This window comes from Rhizobium sp. PP-CC-3G-465 (assembly GCF_004343445.1).
In the GTDB taxonomy this organism is placed as follows: Bacteria; Pseudomonadota; Alphaproteobacteria; order Rhizobiales; family Rhizobiaceae; genus Ferranicluibacter; species Ferranicluibacter rubi.
Genome location: NZ_SLYH01000001.1, coordinates 100659 through 116376 on the forward strand (window position 1 = coordinate 100659; position 15718 = coordinate 116376).

A 15718-nucleotide genomic window follows, 5' to 3' on the forward strand; every position below is an offset into this window, starting at 1 on the left:
GTCAGGCCGCGGGTGCGGCTTGCATGGGTGCCTTCAGGTGGCTGGCCGCCATGGCATAGCCGCCATTGGCGCCGTCGATGAAGTGCATGTGGTCGCGGCTGAGCGCGGTCGGCACGATGCAGGTCATCAGAGCCTCGTCCTGCCGGTGGAGGCCGTAGCGGCAGACGCCTTCGGACGCCGCGCGTTCCAGCCGTGCTTCCAGGCTGACGAGGCGCCCCGCCTCGATGTCGATGGTCATCTTCAAGCCATCGTCGAACTTGCGGAAGTCCGAATTGCTGGCGACATCCTGACGATAGATCTTCGGATCGAAGCGGCCGAGCGTCATTCCAAGTTTTGCCAAGCCGTAGGTCAGTGCCGCCTCTATGAGGATGCGGCCGCGCTGACGCAGGCGGCCGGGTTTTCCGACCGTGCGCACTTCCGTCTCCAGGCCCTCGCGGGAGAGGCCGAGCGTCGGGCCTTCCGCCGGGACCGGATGGCCCTCGCGTTCCTCGCCCGAGGCCAGCGAGACGATATCGGAAACCAGCGCCGAAAACGGCCCTGCCTCCTTGCCGGGGCAGGGCACCGCGATGATCGAGACGATGGCGCCATGACGGGATGCGATGGGGTTCCAGCGACATGAAAGGCCGGTGAGGTCGGGGCGGGCACCTGCGGGCGCGGGCGCGACGAGATAGCGTCCGGCCTTCATCTCCGTCTCCGCCCATGCGCCGCCGCCGCCGGCAAACATCGCGTAGGAGACGTCCGGGCTGACCTGGAAGCGTGCCACGCGCACATCGAGCCCGGCTTTGCGGATGTCGGAGACCGGGACGAGGGCGGCCCGCAGGTCGAGATCGAGTTCTTCGCGGGCGTAAAGCTGCACGGCAGCCAGCGCCGATGTGGCCGCGACGAGGGCCGAGGGGGGAAGCGCCACGAGCGCGCCGTCGCCGCCGAAGACGAAGGGAAGGTCGAAATGGCCGACCGCGTTGAGCACCGCCGAGATGACGCTGGCGCCGGCCATGTTTACGGCCTTGTACCGACCGGTCTCGATGGCGCCGGTGGAATCGACGATATCGGCGCTGGCGATCCACCAGTCGATGGGCAGCGGGCGGTAGTTCTCCGCATCCGCCACGCGCTCGAACGCCGTGAAGACGGGGAGTGCGGAAAAGAACTGGTCGCTCTGCATCTGTGCCATGCGATTTAAGGTAGCACAGCCGTCTCCGTCCGACAGGGCCGCGCCGGATGACTTTTGCGTGCAGCGCGCGGCGATGTTGCCTGTTGGGTGGCGGGCACCCTATAGAGGGGCTCATTCGAGCGTTTCCGCATTTCCCCGAATCGCGAAAACGCTCCATCTCTTTGGTTTCACGCAATTCCGTCCGCAAACCGCTGCGTATTTTTGCTGGAATTGCCTCGGCAACGGGAAGCGCCTTCATGAGTCGTCTCGACAGCTTCATCGCCCGCCTGCAGGCGCAGCGCTCCATCCTCAACCACATTCGGGATGACATGGCGCTTCCGGGCGAAGGCGCGGTGCTCGAAATCGGGCTTGGAAACGGCCGTACCTACGATCATATCCGCGAGATCTTCCCCGGCCGTCGTATCATCGCCTTCGATCGGGCGGTGGGGTCGCATCCCAAATCGACGCCGGATGAGGGCGACCTCGTGCTTGGCGAAATCTCGGAGACGCTGAAGAGCGTGGCCGGCATGGGGGTGGCGTTCGCCCATGCCGATATCGGCACGGCCTATCCCGAGGTGGATGCGGAAACGAAACGCTGGCTGCCGCCAGCGCTTGCCGATGCGCTGGCCTCCGGCGGCATCGTCGCCAGCGGCCTGCCGCTGGACCATGCCGACCTCGCGCCCCTGCCGGTGCCGGAGGGGATCGACCGCAAGCGCTATTATCTCTACCGCCGCCGCTAAAGCGCGTCGGGCAGCAGCAGCAGATCGAACTGGTCCGCGTCGAGCGGGATATCGGCGAGCGCCATTTCGGTCATCTCGTTCTCGGTGAAGACGATGCAGCGGGAATAGAAGGTGGCAAGCCACTCTGCGAAAACGCGGGCCTGATCGCGGCCGTAGAAGACCGGCGAGAATTCGAGATAGAACGGCGTCTGGCGTTCGAGAAGCGGGATCATCGAGCGGGCGGCGACCGGCTCGTAGCCCTCGATATCCATGAAGATCAGCGACACGCCGTCGGCTGGGATGTCCGCGTCCGCGAGGATCTCCATCACGGGGCGCACCGGCACGCTGATCTGACGGTCGCGCGGGCTCTGCCGCGTCGCGCTGCTCTTGCCGTGATTGTCGGGATGCTGGAAGAAATCGATCGTGCCCGCGGTCTCGCCGGCCGCGCAGGGGATGGCGGTGATCCGGTCTTCCAGCCCGTTCTGGCGGATGTTCTGGTTGAGCAGGGCGTAGTTGCGCGGATCGGCCTCCACCGTCACGATGCGCGGAATATCGCTGCCGAGGGCGAAATAGAGCGTCTGCGTGCCGATATTGCCGCCGACCTCCAGCAAAGCGCCCGAGAGGTCGATATTCCGCTCCCGCAGGACGGCGAGCAGGCGTACGACGTGATCGCGCTCGAACTGGCCCTTCCGGTAGATCTTGCGACCGATATAGTCATGCGGCGAGAACGTCATGACGTGGTCGCCGCATTCGGCTGTCATCGAGAGCACGCGGGGGCTGATGCACTGGATCAGCAGTTCCCGCCCGTAGCGGGTGGCAAAGGCGCGGCGGGCAAGCCTGTTGCGCAGCTTGCGGACACGACGCTTCCATCGTTTCAAAACCGGCATGTCGTCACTGAGGGGCATGCGCCACCTTTCCCGGTCGATCGCGTTGCGCGGGTTACACCACAGGCGTGGGCTGAAAAAAAGAGCGTCTGGAAGAGTTTCTTCGGGCGAAATGATACGGAACTTTTGACGTCGTGCCGCATTCATGAGCGTCGCCGTCTTCTTCCTGGGGGCAAATGGAGCCGTCTGTTCGGATCCATACACGGGAGCGACGAGGCACTTTCGGTGAAGTGGGCATGTCAATATGAGTTGTAATATCATGGTGGTCGAGGACGAGATTTTCGTTGCGACCGAGATCGAGTATGTCGTTGAAGAACTGGGTTACCGGCCTGTCGGCATCGCTGCTGATACGGCCTCGGCGATCAAGCTCGGCCCGCTCGCCGATATCGCCCTCGTTGATCTCAACCTGCGCGATGGCGCCACGGGCCGCGATATTGGCCGCATGCTTGCCGAGCGTCACGGCATGACTGTTCTCTTCATGACCGCCAATCCTTTGCAGGTCGGCGAAGCGTTTCCGGGTGCCGTCGGCGTGCTGCCGAAGCCTGTGGCGGAGGAGGACCTGAAAGCGGCCGTGCGCTATACGGTTGCGCTGCGCGAAGCGCGGCAGGCCCACGCGCCGGCTCGTCTCCGCGTTTTTGCCTGAGATAAGGCGATTATCGGCGTCCAAGACGACCACTGCGGGTCAATGCGCTCAAAGGTATCGACGCCTCGATCCGCAAGCCATCCGGTTCCCAGAAGCGCTCCAGCTGTCCTTCCAACTGGCCTTCGGCGCTGATCTTCATCAGCCGTGACCCGAAGCCGTCCTTCTCCGGCGCGGAGATGACGACGCCCTGGACCTTTTCCTTCCAACTCAAATGATAGGTCTCGCCGTCGATGCGTCCGGTGATCTCGACCCGGCCATCGGCCGTTGAGAGGGCGCCGTATTTCGCCGAGTTGGTGCCGAGTTCGTGCAGGAGGAGGGCCAGAGGCGTGGCGGCGCTGTCGGCAATGGCGGTGTCGTCGCCATGCAGTCCAATCGCGCCTGTTCCCTCTTCGCCCCAATAGGGCTCAAGCAGTCTTGCCAGAAGGTTGAACAAGGTCGTGTCCGGCATGGTCGGGCGCGACGCCTCGCTGTGCGGACGCACGAAATCGTGCGCGCGGCCCATGGCGTCGATGCGCTTGCGCAACTGTTCGGCAAAACCCCGGGCCTGCGGCTCGGAACGTGCGGACAGGCTGATGATGCCGCTCAGCACGGAGAAGATGTTCTTGATCCGGTGGCTGAGTTCATGCGCGACGACCTCGCGTTCCGCCTGCGCCATCTTGGCGTCGTGAATGTCGGTGCAGGTGCCGTACCAGCGCGTGATCCGCCCTTCGGCATCGCGGATGGGCAGAGCGCGACCCAGCACCCACCGATAGGGCCCGCTGTGATGGCGCAGCCGATATTCGATCTGGTAGGGGTCTCCCGTCTCGAGGCTGTGGCGCCAGAGCGCCCAGGCGCGGTCCTGATCCTCCGGGTGGAAGATGCCGCTCCAGCCGGCGCCGTCGGTCGATCCCGGGGGAACGCCGGTGAATTCGTACCAGCGCGCATTGTAGTAATCGTGGAAACCGTCGGGCCGCGTCGACCACACCATCTGCGGCATGGTGTCGGCCAGCGTCCGGAACCCGGTCTCCGACTGCGCATAGGCCTCGGCCACCTCCTTCTGCGCGGTGATATCGACGGCGATGCCGGGAAAGCGGATGCAGGTGCCGTTTTCGAGCAGCGGCTGCCCCTCGGCCAGCACCCAGCGCACGGACCCGTCCGCCTGGACGAGCCTGTATTCGATCGAGAGCTTCTCGCCCGTCTTCATGACGCCTTGCAGCACATTGGACACGCGCTCGGCATCGTCGGGGTGAATGCCGGCGGTGAAGCCGGAGATCGGGACGCCGTTTGTCGCCGCCGTCTCGGGATCGACGCCGTAGAGGGACGCGAATCTGTCGTCGGCATAGACGCGGTCGGCGACGACATCCCAGTCCCAGATGCCGACCACGCCGGAGGCCTGCAGGGCGAGCGACAGCTTTTCGCGGTTGCGCGCGAGCGCCTGCTCGGCCTCCACCGCCTTCGTCGTTTCCACGACGACCGCGAGCACGCCGCTGATGGCGCCCTCATCGTCGAAGACGGGGCTGTAGTCGAGATCGAACCAGACGCGTTCAGGCTCGCCGCTGCGGTTCAGCGTCATTTCCATATCGGCGTAGGAAAAGCACGCGCCACTAAGCACGCCATCGATGATGGTGCGGTTGAAATCGGCGACCTCGGGCCAGCACGCGATGGCCGACATTCCGAAGCATGTCGGATGGCGGCCGCCGGCGATGGCGGCATAACCGGCATTGTAGATCATGATGCCGTCCGGACCCAGCAACAGCGTCATGGCGACCGGCGACGACAGGACGGTGCGGACAAGGCCCGTCAACGATGCCGGCCAAGTCTCGCGCGCGCCGAGCGGCGTCCGGCTCCAGTCCCGGCTTTCCAGAAGCGCCGCGATCTCGCTCCGGGACGTTGCGACCGTCGTCCAGCGCTTGCCGGACACAGGCGGCGTATCGACGGTTTCGGGCGGGAGAGAACTCTGCATAGGGCATCTCGAAGTCGGTTCGGTCACTCCTCGCATCCCGGGAGTGTCCTGAGGGGGAGATATAGGTAAGCCCGGCCGAAAGTCATCTGTTTTCATGACGCTATGACCGGCGGGACGAGGGGATTTTCGGCCTTTGTGAGGGCTTCCATACGGTGCTCAGCCCACCGTGCCCGGTGCGGCCATTGCCGGGCCGGATAAATGATAGGGTGGCCGGGAACCATGAACGCGCGTTAACGTTTTGGCTGCAATGGTCCCCGAGAGAAAAGTAGGAAATTCTGAAAACGATCGGTGATGTGGAATATATTGTCTATGAAATCGGTGGAAATCCACGAATGTAGACGCAGAGCCGATCACGGTCGACCTTGCGAAATGTGAACGCGGCTCGCTTGTTCTGGAGGATATGATGCGAACGTCGAAACAGGTCCTGCACGGTCCCCACGCCCGATATTCCAATGCCGCATCGACGGCAGCCCTGCCGAGCTTTCATGCGGTGCTGCGCACGCTGACGCTGGCTGCGGCCTTCGCCTTCATCGGCGCCTGTGTCTTCGGAGCGATCTGAGCGCTCTTTCATCTCTAACATTGCAAAACCGGATCGTGGCGCAAAGCCCCGGTCCGGTTTTGTCGTTTTGGCACCGTCAAATATCCTTCGACGTCAGATACCGGGCAGCTTGAAGTTCTCGAGGCGCTGGCGCAGGAGGCCGATGGTTTCGACATCGGCATTCGCAAAGGCAAAGCGCAGAAAACCTTCCTGGATCTCGCCGAAATAATCGCCGGGAAGGCAGACAACGCCGGCAAGCGTCGCAAGTTTGCCCGCGACGAATTCGGCGCTGATATCGGGGTAGGGGTGGCGGACATAGGCGAAGTAGGCGCCGATGGATTCGAGCTTCCATCCGTCGAGGCCCGCCATCACGGCCTGCATGGCAGTGCTGCGCCGGCCGATTTCCAGACGGTTCTCCTCACGCCAGTCGGCAAGAGCCGGGATCGCCTTCACCAGTGCGATCTGGCCGGCGCGGGGCGGGCAGATCTGCAGGTTGTCCATGATCTTGGCGATCTGGTGGACCGTCTGCATGCCGCAGGTGATGGCGCCGATCCGGTGGCCGGGAATGCAATAGGACTTCGAAAAGCTGTAGAGGCTGACGAAGTGGTTCTGCCAGCCTTCGATCGAGAAGATGCCGTGCGGCGGCTCGGCCGTGTCGGCCAGGAAGTCGCGGTAGGTCTCGTCGAGGATCAGCCAGATGTCGTTGCGGCGGCAGAGGTCGAAGATATCGGCAAGTAGGGCGGCAGGGTAGACGGCGCCCGTCGGATTGTTGGGCGAGACCAAAGCCAGCGCCTTCACGCCCGCATGCAGCGACGCTTCGATCGAATCGACATCCGGAATGAAGCCGCTTGCGGCATCGCAGGGCACGATATCGACATTGATGCCAAGCATCGACAGCGTCGTCTCGTGGTTGAAATAATAGGGGTTTGTCATCAGGATCGTATCGCCGGCACCGGCAAGCGCGATGACGGTCGCGACGAAGGCCTGATTGCAGCCGGCGGTGATCTGGACGTTGCGGCCCGTCAGCGGCGCGCCATAGAGTTCGGCGACGTGGTTGCCATAGGCGGTGCGCAGGGGGATTTCCCCCTCGATCGGCCCATAGCCGGCCGCCTGTTTGGAAGCCGCGGCTTCGCCGAGCCATGCCAGCATGTCGGGATGCGGCGGGTAGCCGGGCACGGCTTGGCTGAGGTCGAGCAACGGGCCGTGGCTTCCGTCATAGCTCTTGGCCCAGGCGGCGACCGAGGGAACGGGCGGCGGCGACAGCCGGGCGACCAGCGGATTGAATTTCGGCATGGGTTCGTTCCTGTGCGGTGACGCTGGTCCGGAGGTTGGGAGGCCGCCGCGGATCAGCGTCGAAAGAGATGGCGAGCTTGAGGGTTCAGGGAGAATGGTGGCCGATTTGCGCCGGAAAGGGGTTCGTCCGAACGTAAGACGATTTCCCGGATATTTCCAGAAGCCGTTCCAGGATAAAAAGCCGACGACGGTTTCGTGGCCAGGTGATGTTTTGCCAATGTCGTGGAAAACCGTTCTGCCGGAAGATCCGTATCGTCTCCATGACAGAATGGAGATCATCATGAAGATCGCATCGACCGCCGTTTTCGCCGCCAGCCTTGCAGCAAGCCTCCTGTCCGTATCCAGCAGCGCCTTTGCACAGACCGCGGGCGGGATGCGGGAGACCGTCATGGAGCGCTTCTTCCGGGGCCAGACACAGGCCGAGGGAACCTTTCGCGCCATCAACGGTACACGGCGGGACCTCGATATCGCACTGCGCGGTACGGTAACGAAAACCGGGCTGACGCTGCGGGAGGACATCCGCTACAACGACGGACAGAAGGAGCGCAAGACCTGGCATTTCGTCCGCACCGGCCCTGCGACCTATAGCGGAACGCGCGAGGACGTCATCGGCGGCACGACGGTGCGGGTGGACGGCAATGTCGTGCGGTTCAACTATCTCGTGGATCTCGATCCGGGTCCGAAGCAGGATGTCTACCGCTTCTTCGATACGCTGACTTTCTCGCGCGACGGCAAGACCATGTCGAACACGGCTGTGGTGTGGAAGACGATCCTGCCCGTCGCCCGGGTCAAGATCGACTTCCGCAAGTAGCCGAACACCGCTCCCTATAGCGGCTGTCGCGCCGGGAGCGCACGAAGCCAGCCGGCGATCGTGCCTGCATCTTCCGGCGACAGCTCGTGGCCGGCGGACAGCATGACGACGGTCGTTTCGGCACCGGCGCCTGCCAGCGCTGCCACCTGTGCCGGGCGGTAGGCGTCGAAGCTATCCTCTGCTCCCGCGACGATCAGAACCTCTGTGCCGGAGAGATCTGCCAGTGGGATCGTTTCCAGCGGCATCATGCTGCGCAGAAGGACGGCGCGACGGATGAGACCCGGCTGCAGGAACAGCGTCGCGGCGATCAGGTTCGCGCCGTTGGAATAGCCGAGAAACGTGGCGCGTTCGAGATCGATGCCATAGCCGGATGCCGTGCCTTCGACGAAGGCAGCGAGGGCTTCGGCTTCGTTTGCGATATCGGCCTGATCGAATGTCGTGGCGCCAAGGCGCCGGTAGAAGCGCGGGGCGCCTTCCTCAAGGCTGCGACCGCGAAGGGCGACGAGCAGCGCATTCGGCGCCGCCTTGCGCGCGAGCGGCAGGAGGCTCAGCTCGTTGGCGCCGCTGCCATGCAGCAGAAACAGCGTTGTCCCGTCCGGCTCGGCCGGCTGATGCAGGCGGTGGATGAAGGGCAGTTCGCGGGCGGCGAAACGCTCCTCGCCGGAAAGGCCGAACTGGGGCAAGAGGACGGTCATGTCCTCGTCTGGCCCGTCCTCGCTCTGTCCGGGCACGAACAGCCGGGTGCCCAGAGTGGTTTCATCCTCGTCGATCCCCATGCCCGGGCCGTCTGTCGCGACCTCGATAAGGCTGCCGCCGGGTTCTCGGACGTAGAGCGAGAAGAAGTAGGTGCGGTCATGCGCGGGCGTCGGGCCGGCATCCTCTGCGCCGAGGCGATCCCGCAGAGCCTTCACGGCTGCGCGGTCGGGCGCGCGCACGGCAATGTGGTCGATGGTGCCGGTGCCGGGGGCAGATGTCCAGAAACCGGTGGCGTCGCGAACGTCGATGACGTCGCCCGCATCCGAACGCAGACGCTCGATCGTTTCGGTTCTCTCGGCTGACCGGAAGCCGGTGTGGCGTTCGAGGAAGGCGGCTGTTTCCACAGGTCGGCTGGTGAGGATGGTGGCGCCGCGCAGCGCACGGATCGCATCGCCCTGTGGGATGCCGGCGGCATAGGCGGGCTCGACGCCCGCAATATCCGTCGTTCCCACCAGCTTGACGATGACGCCATCCGGGTCCTTCAGGCGCAGCACGGGCTCGCCGAATTCCGGCGCCGGGCCGGAAACGGGCACGAGGTAGCGCAAGGCGCGTTGAAGCCAGAACCCGATCGACCCAGGGGCGATGGCGAAGGCGATCTCGCTCGGCTGGCCCTCGCCGACACGGCCGGGCCCGCCGTCTTCCCAGACGAGGAAGGTGACGAGCGAACCGGGTGTGCCGAGGCGGTCGCCATAAAGGAGGTGCAACTGGGCTGCATCCTCGAACCCCGCCGTCCGCTTGACGAGGCGCAGACCCAGGAAACCGACGTAGAAATCGACGTTCGCCTGCACCTTTCGCGTGATGAGCGTGATGTGGTGGAGGCCGCTGGTGCCGCGCGCCGTATCGAAGTTGGAGCCTGTGGGGATCGTCGTCATGCAGGGTCACCCGACTGCCGCGGACGGTCCTGGGTCAGGTAGGTGCGGAAGGCTTCGGCATGGTCGGGGTGCCAGCGGGAGAGGGGCGGGCGGTTTTCCACGATGTCGCCGGCAGCCCAGAGGATGCGCTTCTCGTCGAGGTCCCGGCTGACATCATTGTCGGGGCAGAGAATGTAGAAATCGCCGCGCGCGATACTGTCCATCATGAAGTTCACCGTCTGCTCCGACGTCCAGGCGGCATCCGGTTTCTCCGTGCGGCCGTTGGCGGTGAGGCCGGTATAGACGAAGCCGGGAATGAGGAGATGCGACGCGATGCGGCAGCCGGCGGTGTTGCGCAACTCGTGCTCGAGCGCTTCCGAGAAGGCTTTGACGCCGGCTTTTGCGACGTTATAGGCCGGATCTCCCGGCGGCGTGGTGATACCCTGCTTGGAGCCGGTGTTGATGATGAGGCCGGGTTCGCCATGCGCGATCATGCCGGGGCCGAAGACGCGCGTGCCGTTGACGACGCCGCCGAGATTGACGGCCATCACGCGCTCCCAGTTTTCCAGCGGGCCGAAGAGCGTGCTGCCGGGCTGGATCCCGGCATTGTTCATGAGCACGTTGACCTTGCCGAACCGCTCGATCACCTCTTCCTGCAAGGCTTCGAGCGCTTCCAGTTCCGAAACATCCGTTGCGCAGGCGAGAACGGCCTCTGTGCCCTGCGGCGAAACCTCTGCAACCGACCGTGCGGCATCGGCCAGTCGCTCGCCCTTGCGGTCGGCCAGCACGACCCTCATGCCAAGGGATGCGAAGCGGTGGGCGGCGGCAAGGCCGATGCCGGAGGCGGCTCCCGTGACGACGGCAACGGCATTGGCGGCGAAGGCGGCATGTGTCATGGTCGGTCCGAGCTCTGCCGCCCCATTTATGAGGCGTGCGGTTAGCAAATTTAATAGTGTCGCCCGCGAAACTAGGTAAGGAGAAGGCTCAAGTCCATCCTCTTGGGCGCTGCCCGCCTTCCTTCCCCTCATCCTCCAGCGCCAGACTGCCTCGCCCAGCCTACTCTTTACCTGGCCTGCTCTTCCGCTCCCGTCATCCATCCGTCTCCCTATTCGAGTCCCCATGTATCCCCCGAGAACGCGCAATAGCCGGCAGACGCCGTGCGAACACTGTCCCCTGCGTCATCTGCCGACCTTCCGCGAATTTCAGCCTGAGGAGCTTGCATTCGTTTCGCACTTCAAGACCGGCGAACTCTCGGTCGATGCGGGAACCACGGTGCTGAGCGAGGGAAGCCACAGCGCGCATCTGTTCACCGTGCTGTCGGGCTGGGGCTTTCGTTACAAGATGCTGGGCGATGGCCGCCGGCAGATCCTGAATTACATCATGCCGGGCGATCTCGTCGGCCTGCAAGGCAGCCTGATGGGGGAAATGAAGCATTCGGTGGAGGCGCTGTCTGCGCTGACGCTCTGTGTGTTCGAGCGCGAGCGCCTCGGGCAGGTCTATCGCAACCACCCCGATCTTGCTTTCGACGTGACCTGGATCGCTTCGCAGGAAGAGCGGATTCTCGATGAACACCTGTTGAGTATCGGACGGCGCACGGCGCTGGAACGGGCGGCCTATCTGCTGTCGTTTCTGTCGCAGAGGGCGGGGGTGTCGAACCTTTTCAGAGGTGAGCGCGTCTCCATCCCGCTGACGCAGCAGCATGTCGCCGATACGTTGGGGCTCTCGATCGTTCACACGAACAAGACGCTGAAAAAGCTGGCCGAGCGCAACCTTATACGCTGGGCGGATCGCGGCTGCGATGTGCTGGACGCCGAAGGCTTGATGCGGGTTGCGGACTGGGACGGTCTGGAGGCCGTGCGGCGTCCGTTTATTTGACGAGCGTGAGACTTAGACGCTCGGTGCCGATGTCAGGCGGGCAGGTAGCCGCTTCTGGAAAAAGGCGCGGAGACGATCGGTAAAGCTCTGATGTTCCTCGACAATCAGAGTATCTCCGTCATCATGGCCGAACACGCTTCGTGCCGCTTGTTCCAGTCTTTCGATATCGCTGGCTGTCATGGTTTCCTCCCTTTGGTTCCCCCGAAAAACATAATGCGCCCGAAGGGTTAAAAGTTCCAGTCCAACATGAGGGCTCTCGAAAATACGCTGCTGTTTTCCCATTCTTGGTGCTATTCCTGGGGGTATCTTGATGGTAGCGTACTGCCTGCCGTTACCGGCTCCAACCTTCGCTATGTCTTATTTAAATGTGACCATGCGTGATAAGCACTAGTGTTGATTTCGAGGACGTCGAATCATATCTGTGGGTTGGTCGATCTGAAGCCTCTTTACGATGGGATCCTGGTGCTGCGTTTGGAAACACTCTTGTCAATCAAACGTGTTCTCGTGCTGGAAGACAATTTCATCATCGCGATGGAAGCCGAGGATATTCTGCGCACGCTGGGCGTCGAGATGGTCGATATCGCCACGAATGTCGCGCAGGCCAAACAGCTCGTTGATGAGCATGCGTTCGATTTCGCGCTGCTCGACGTCAATCTCGGTAGCGAGACGAGTTTCGACTTTGCCAACATTCTCGTGTCCCGTGATACGCCGTTTGGTTTCGTCAGCGGCTATGGCGAAAGCGCCATGTTCCCCGGCAGTCACCGCGATCGGCCGCGCATTACCAAGCCCTTCAACGAGACGTCGATGAGCCAGTTGCTCGCCTCCGTGTCCGGCGCGGCGGATGCGGTCGAAGCACCCGCCGAAGCCTCTTCTAAAGCATTGCGATAAGCACGTCCGTACGGTCTTCGCCGAAGGTGAAGGTGGCACTGCCCGTATGGGACAACGTCACCGGATCTCCTGCCGTCATGGCTGCAAGGCCTGTGACGATCGCGGCCTGTCGGGCTGACGGGCCTGAAAATGTACGCAGAGTGGCCACGGCTTGCGTTCCCGCCTTCACGGCGAGCGAGAAGGCGCCGTTCGGCTCGACCTCCGCTTTGAGGGTGACCAGATAGATCCCCGTTGCCGGCACGATCAGGCTCCTGCCACCGCCAGCCACCGTTGCCCCAAGCGCGAACCCGCCTTGCGAGAGCGGCATCGTCGCAAAGCCGCTTTCGCTGCCATCTGCAGGCGTTGCCGTGTCCGCTGGCGTGCTTGCGCGCGCGATGGGTCTCTGCGGCAGGTGAACGCGGCCGGCCGCGTCCACGCTCAAGGCCTCCTGCCAGGAGGTGCCGTCGGCGCTCGTTTTGATCGCGAAGGTCTCCGTACCGTTCAGGCCCATTTCCGCTCGGCCGGACCAGCCGCTCTGAAAGAGGAGGCTGGCCGTGTCGCCGGGCGTTGCCTTGTTGATCTTCAGTTGATGGCCATGGCCGGCATGGCTGAGCAGCGTTGCATCTGCCGACACCGCGAGCCGGTTGACCTCGTCGGCGGTCGCGTTGACACCCAGCCGCTCGAGACCGGCCGTGGCATCGTAGACGCGGAAGGCTGTCCCGTCATGGATGTACAGGCGGGCGTCGCCCGCAAAAACGGCTCGCCAGCCGGGGTGGGGCGTGACGAAGGTCCAGGCGCCATCCTGCCACACGGCGATCTTCCCGGCCTTGCCGGTCCATTCGTCCGTCGGCGAAAGCGCGATCTCGTAGCAGGTGCCTTCGCCGGGATTCACAGGGGGATGCGCCAGACGCGCGGCCATCACGAGTTGCGTCACGGCATCCAGCCGCTGCAGCGCCTCGTTGTGCGTGACATGCTTCTGCGCCTGCGATGGCAGGATGTAAGGCATTTCGAGGTTCGGGGTCATCTCGCTCATCAGCATCTCCTGTCAGGGTGCCGGTAGTCTGCGCGCGATGTCGGGGGCGGGGAGCCGCAGCATGGTGCGTCACTGTTTTCATGAGCCTTTTGCGGATTTCTCTCCCCGCGGCGTCAGAGCTTGGCGGGTGAGAACGAAGCGACGCCCCATGCTTTGAGGCGCAGCAAGCGTCAGGCCCGGCCGCGGGAGACGAAGTGGGGATTGGCGAAGTCCACATCATAGGTCTGGTTGCGCTTGCCGTAGAAGAGCGGGTTGCCGTCCATGGTCACGGTTTCCCCACCGGCCGCGCGCAGCACGGCATCGCCGGCCGCGGTGTCCCACTCCATCGTGCGGCTGAGGCGCGGATAGATGTCGGCGAGACCTTCGGCGAGAAGGCAGAATTTCAGGGAGGAGCCGACCGACTCGTAGTCGGTGACGCCGTGTTCGGCGAGGTAGGCGATGGTTTCCGCGCTGTTGTGCGAGCGGCTGGCCAGCGCCACAATGCGGTCGCCGCGCTGGCGACAGCCGATGACGGTGGGGGTGCCGATATCCGTCTGGCCGGACACGACGGACTTGCGCGCCCGATTGCGCTCCGCTGCGTAGAGGATGCCAAGGGCAGGCGCGTAGACCACGCCGAGCGTCGGCGCGCCCTGTTCGATCAGCGCGATATTGACCGTGAAGTCGTGATTGCGGCCGACGAATTCCTTCGTGCCATCCAGCGGATCGACAAGGAAAAAGGCGCGTCCATCGATATCGGGAACGAGGCCCGCCGAAGCGGCTTCTTCCGCAACCACGGGAATGCCGGGAAAAGCACCCTGAAGATGGCGCAGGATGATGCGTTCCGCGCTTTCATCCGCATCCGTCACCGGCGATGCATCCTCCTTGTAACGGACCTCCGCACCCACATTATAGACGTCGATGACCGCCCGCCCGGCCTCTACCGCCGCCCTCTCCAACACGTCCAACATTGCGCTCGCCGCGCTCCTTTTCGGTCTGGCGGTGGCCTGCGTCCCGGCGCCCACCGCGTTATCACCACAACCCTACAGGGTTCTGCCTCATTCGTCAGGCAAATCCCTGTGACCGGGCGTTACAATTCGTGGTGTCGGGGCTGAGGCTTGGGAGTTCAATGCTGTGGCCGGGCGATGAGCATCGCGCGTTTCTTTAGCAAATACAGTTTGATGGTGTGAGAGACGCAAGCTGGGCGCCCTTGCCAACATGCTGATATGCTTAAAATGTAAGCGCCGACTGCTTCCCACTCAGCCGATTGCCGAGGAAACCGCCAGAAAATGTCTGAATGGAAAAGAATCTGTTGGGTGCCTTCTTTTTGTGCTTTTCTTTTCGAGCGAAAACAGTATGGAATCCCCGCAAACGTCGCGTCCGCAAAGGACTGCAGAACAAGAGGCCGGACCCGGTAAGGGATCTGGTCCAGGGGAAAATAGATGGTGTATTTCGTCCAACAGCTCGTCAACGGGCTGACTCTTGGATCTATCTACGGCATGATCGCCATCGGCTATACGATGGTTTACGGCATTATCGGCATGATCAACTTCGCCCATGGCGATATCTTCATGCTGGGCAGTTTCGCGGCCCTTATCGTCTTCCTGATTCTCACGACCCTGTTTGCCGGCATCCCCGTCGTCCTCGCTCTTCTGGTGATGATGATCGTGGCCATGCTGCTGGCGGGCCTGTGGAACTGGACGATCGAGCGGATCGCCTACCGGCCGTTGCGCGGTTCGTTCCGGCTTGCGCCGCTGATCACCGCCATCGGTATGTCGATCGCGCTGTCCAATTTCATCCAGGTCGTGCAGGGGCCGCGCAACAAGCCGATCCCGCCGCTGGTGAATTCCAACTATCAGGTGCTCGGCATCTCGATCTCGCTGAAGCAGATCGTGATCATCGTCGTCACCGCCGTGCTGCTGACCATCTTCTGGTACATCGTCAACAAGACACCGCTCGGTCGGGCGCAGCGTGCTACCGAGCAGGACCGCAAGATGGCGGCGCTCCTCGGCATCGACGTCGATCGCACCATTTCCATCACCTTCATCATGGGTGCTGCGCTCGCCGCCGTCGCCGGTACGATGTATCTGATGTATTACGGCGTTTCCGTCTTTACAGACGGCTTCATCCCCGGCGTGAAGGCCTTTACGGCGGCCGTTCTCGGGGGCATCGGCTCGCTGCCGGGCGCCGTTCTCGGCGGCATCCTCATCGGCCTCATCGAAAGCCTGTGGTCCGCCTATTTCTCCATCGCCTACAAGGACGTCGCAACCTTCGTCATCCTCGCGGTCGTTCTGATTTTCAAGCCGACCGGCATTCTCGGCCGGCCCGAAGTGGAGAAGGTATAAGTCCATGGCGAACATTTCCTCTCCCGTCTCCGAGCCAC

General features: G+C 63.3%; 16 protein-coding genes. 7 read left to right on the top strand and 9 right to left on the bottom strand.

Translation table 11 applies throughout. The features are described from left to right. Position 1 precedes the first annotated feature (1 nt). Positions 2–1168: a DUF3095 domain-containing protein gene (locus tag C8J33_RS00435; protein ID WP_132662649.1), complete on the bottom strand. Its 1167-nt coding sequence runs from the start codon at positions 1166–1168 to the stop codon at positions 2–4. A 236-nt stretch (positions 1169–1404) separates the two neighbouring features. On the opposite strand from C8J33_RS00435, the gene C8J33_RS00440 reads away from it, so the two are divergent. Then, on the top strand, positions 1405–1887 hold the full coding sequence (locus tag C8J33_RS00440) for a class I SAM-dependent methyltransferase (RefSeq protein WP_132662650.1): 483 nt from the start codon (positions 1405–1407) through the stop codon (positions 1885–1887). Here the strand turns inward: C8J33_RS00440 and C8J33_RS00445 are convergent. Beyond that, positions 1884–2771, bottom strand: coding sequence for an FkbM family methyltransferase (locus C8J33_RS00445; protein ID WP_132662651.1), 888 nt, complete (start codon positions 2769–2771; stop codon positions 1884–1886). The genes C8J33_RS00440 and C8J33_RS00445 overlap by 4 nt on opposite strands. A 223-nt stretch (positions 2772–2994) precedes the next feature. Between C8J33_RS00445 and C8J33_RS00450 the strand changes: the two genes are divergently transcribed. Beyond that, entirely contained in the window at positions 2995–3393 is a 399-nt protein-coding gene (locus C8J33_RS00450; protein WP_132662656.1) for a response regulator, read from the top strand. Between the two features lie 10 nt (positions 3394–3403). On the opposite strand, the gene C8J33_RS00455 is transcribed toward C8J33_RS00450, so the two are convergent. Then, positions 3404–5335: a PAS domain-containing sensor histidine kinase gene (locus C8J33_RS00455; RefSeq protein ID WP_165929695.1), complete on the bottom strand. Its 1932-nt coding sequence runs from the start codon at positions 5333–5335 to the stop codon at positions 3404–3406. A 403-nt stretch (positions 5336–5738) separates the two neighbouring features. On the opposite strand from C8J33_RS00455, the gene C8J33_RS26845 reads away from it, so the two are divergent. Beyond that, the gene (locus C8J33_RS26845) at positions 5739–5894 is read left to right on the top strand and encodes a hypothetical protein (protein ID WP_165929696.1); all 156 of its coding nucleotides are present in this window, start codon (positions 5739–5741) and stop codon (positions 5892–5894) included. A 93-nt stretch (positions 5895–5987) separates the two neighbouring features. On the opposite strand, the gene C8J33_RS00460 is transcribed toward C8J33_RS26845, so the two are convergent. Then, complete coding sequence (locus C8J33_RS00460) at positions 5988–7166, bottom strand: aminotransferase (RefSeq protein WP_132662660.1); 1179 nt, start codon at positions 7164–7166, stop codon at positions 5988–5990. A 280-nt stretch (positions 7167–7446) separates the two neighbouring features. Here C8J33_RS00460 and C8J33_RS00465 point away from each other — a divergent pair, with 280 nt between their 5' ends. After that, entirely contained in the window at positions 7447–7977 is a 531-nt protein-coding gene (locus C8J33_RS00465; RefSeq protein ID WP_132447771.1) for a DUF3833 family protein, read from the top strand. Positions 7978–7991: 14 nt separating this feature from the next. Here C8J33_RS00465 and C8J33_RS00470 read toward each other — a convergent pair whose 3' ends face one another. Then, complete coding sequence (locus tag C8J33_RS00470; RefSeq protein ID WP_132662661.1) at positions 7992–9605, bottom strand: VOC family protein; 1614 nt, start codon at positions 9603–9605, stop codon at positions 7992–7994. Continuing rightward, complete coding sequence (locus C8J33_RS00475) at positions 9602–10480, bottom strand: SDR family NAD(P)-dependent oxidoreductase (RefSeq protein ID WP_132662663.1); 879 nt, start codon at positions 10478–10480, stop codon at positions 9602–9604. Before C8J33_RS00475 ends, C8J33_RS00470 begins: the two co-directional genes overlap by 4 nt. A 223-nt stretch (positions 10481–10703) precedes the next feature. Here C8J33_RS00475 and C8J33_RS00480 point away from each other — a divergent pair, with 223 nt between their 5' ends. After that, entirely contained in the window at positions 10704–11459 is a 756-nt protein-coding gene (locus C8J33_RS00480) for a Crp/Fnr family transcriptional regulator (RefSeq protein WP_110801816.1), read from the top strand. 12 nt (positions 11460–11471) lie between these two features. Here the strand turns inward: C8J33_RS00480 and C8J33_RS27280 are convergent, their stop codons facing one another. Continuing rightward, a complete protein-coding gene (locus C8J33_RS27280) occupies positions 11472–11741 on the bottom strand; it encodes a hypothetical protein (RefSeq protein WP_207904001.1) in 270 nt (89 codons plus the stop codon). A gap of 201 nt (positions 11742–11942) precedes the next feature. Between C8J33_RS27280 and C8J33_RS00485 the strand changes: the two genes are divergently transcribed. Then, the gene (locus C8J33_RS00485) at positions 11943–12347 is read left to right on the top strand and encodes a response regulator (protein ID WP_281024586.1); all 405 of its coding nucleotides are present in this window, start codon (positions 11943–11945) and stop codon (positions 12345–12347) included. On the opposite strand, the gene C8J33_RS00490 is transcribed toward C8J33_RS00485, so the two are convergent. Both C8J33_RS00490 and cysQ read right to left on the bottom strand, forming a co-directional pair. Beyond that, entirely contained in the window at positions 12331–13359 is a 1029-nt protein-coding gene (locus C8J33_RS00490; protein ID WP_132662664.1) for a DUF2793 domain-containing protein, read from the bottom strand. The two genes, C8J33_RS00485 and C8J33_RS00490, sit on opposite strands and share 17 nt — an antisense overlap. A 170-nt stretch (positions 13360–13529) precedes the next feature. Continuing rightward, positions 13530–14306 (bottom strand): 3'(2'),5'-bisphosphate nucleotidase CysQ, encoded by a 777-nt coding sequence (gene cysQ / locus C8J33_RS00495; RefSeq protein WP_110801814.1) that lies wholly within the window; start codon positions 14304–14306, stop codon positions 13530–13532. Positions 14307–14777: 471 nt separating this feature from the next. On the opposite strand from cysQ, the gene C8J33_RS00500 reads away from it, so the two are divergent. Beyond that, entirely contained in the window at positions 14778–15680 is a 903-nt protein-coding gene (locus tag C8J33_RS00500; protein WP_110728486.1) for a branched-chain amino acid ABC transporter permease, read from the top strand. Positions 15681–15718 lie beyond the last annotated feature (38 nt).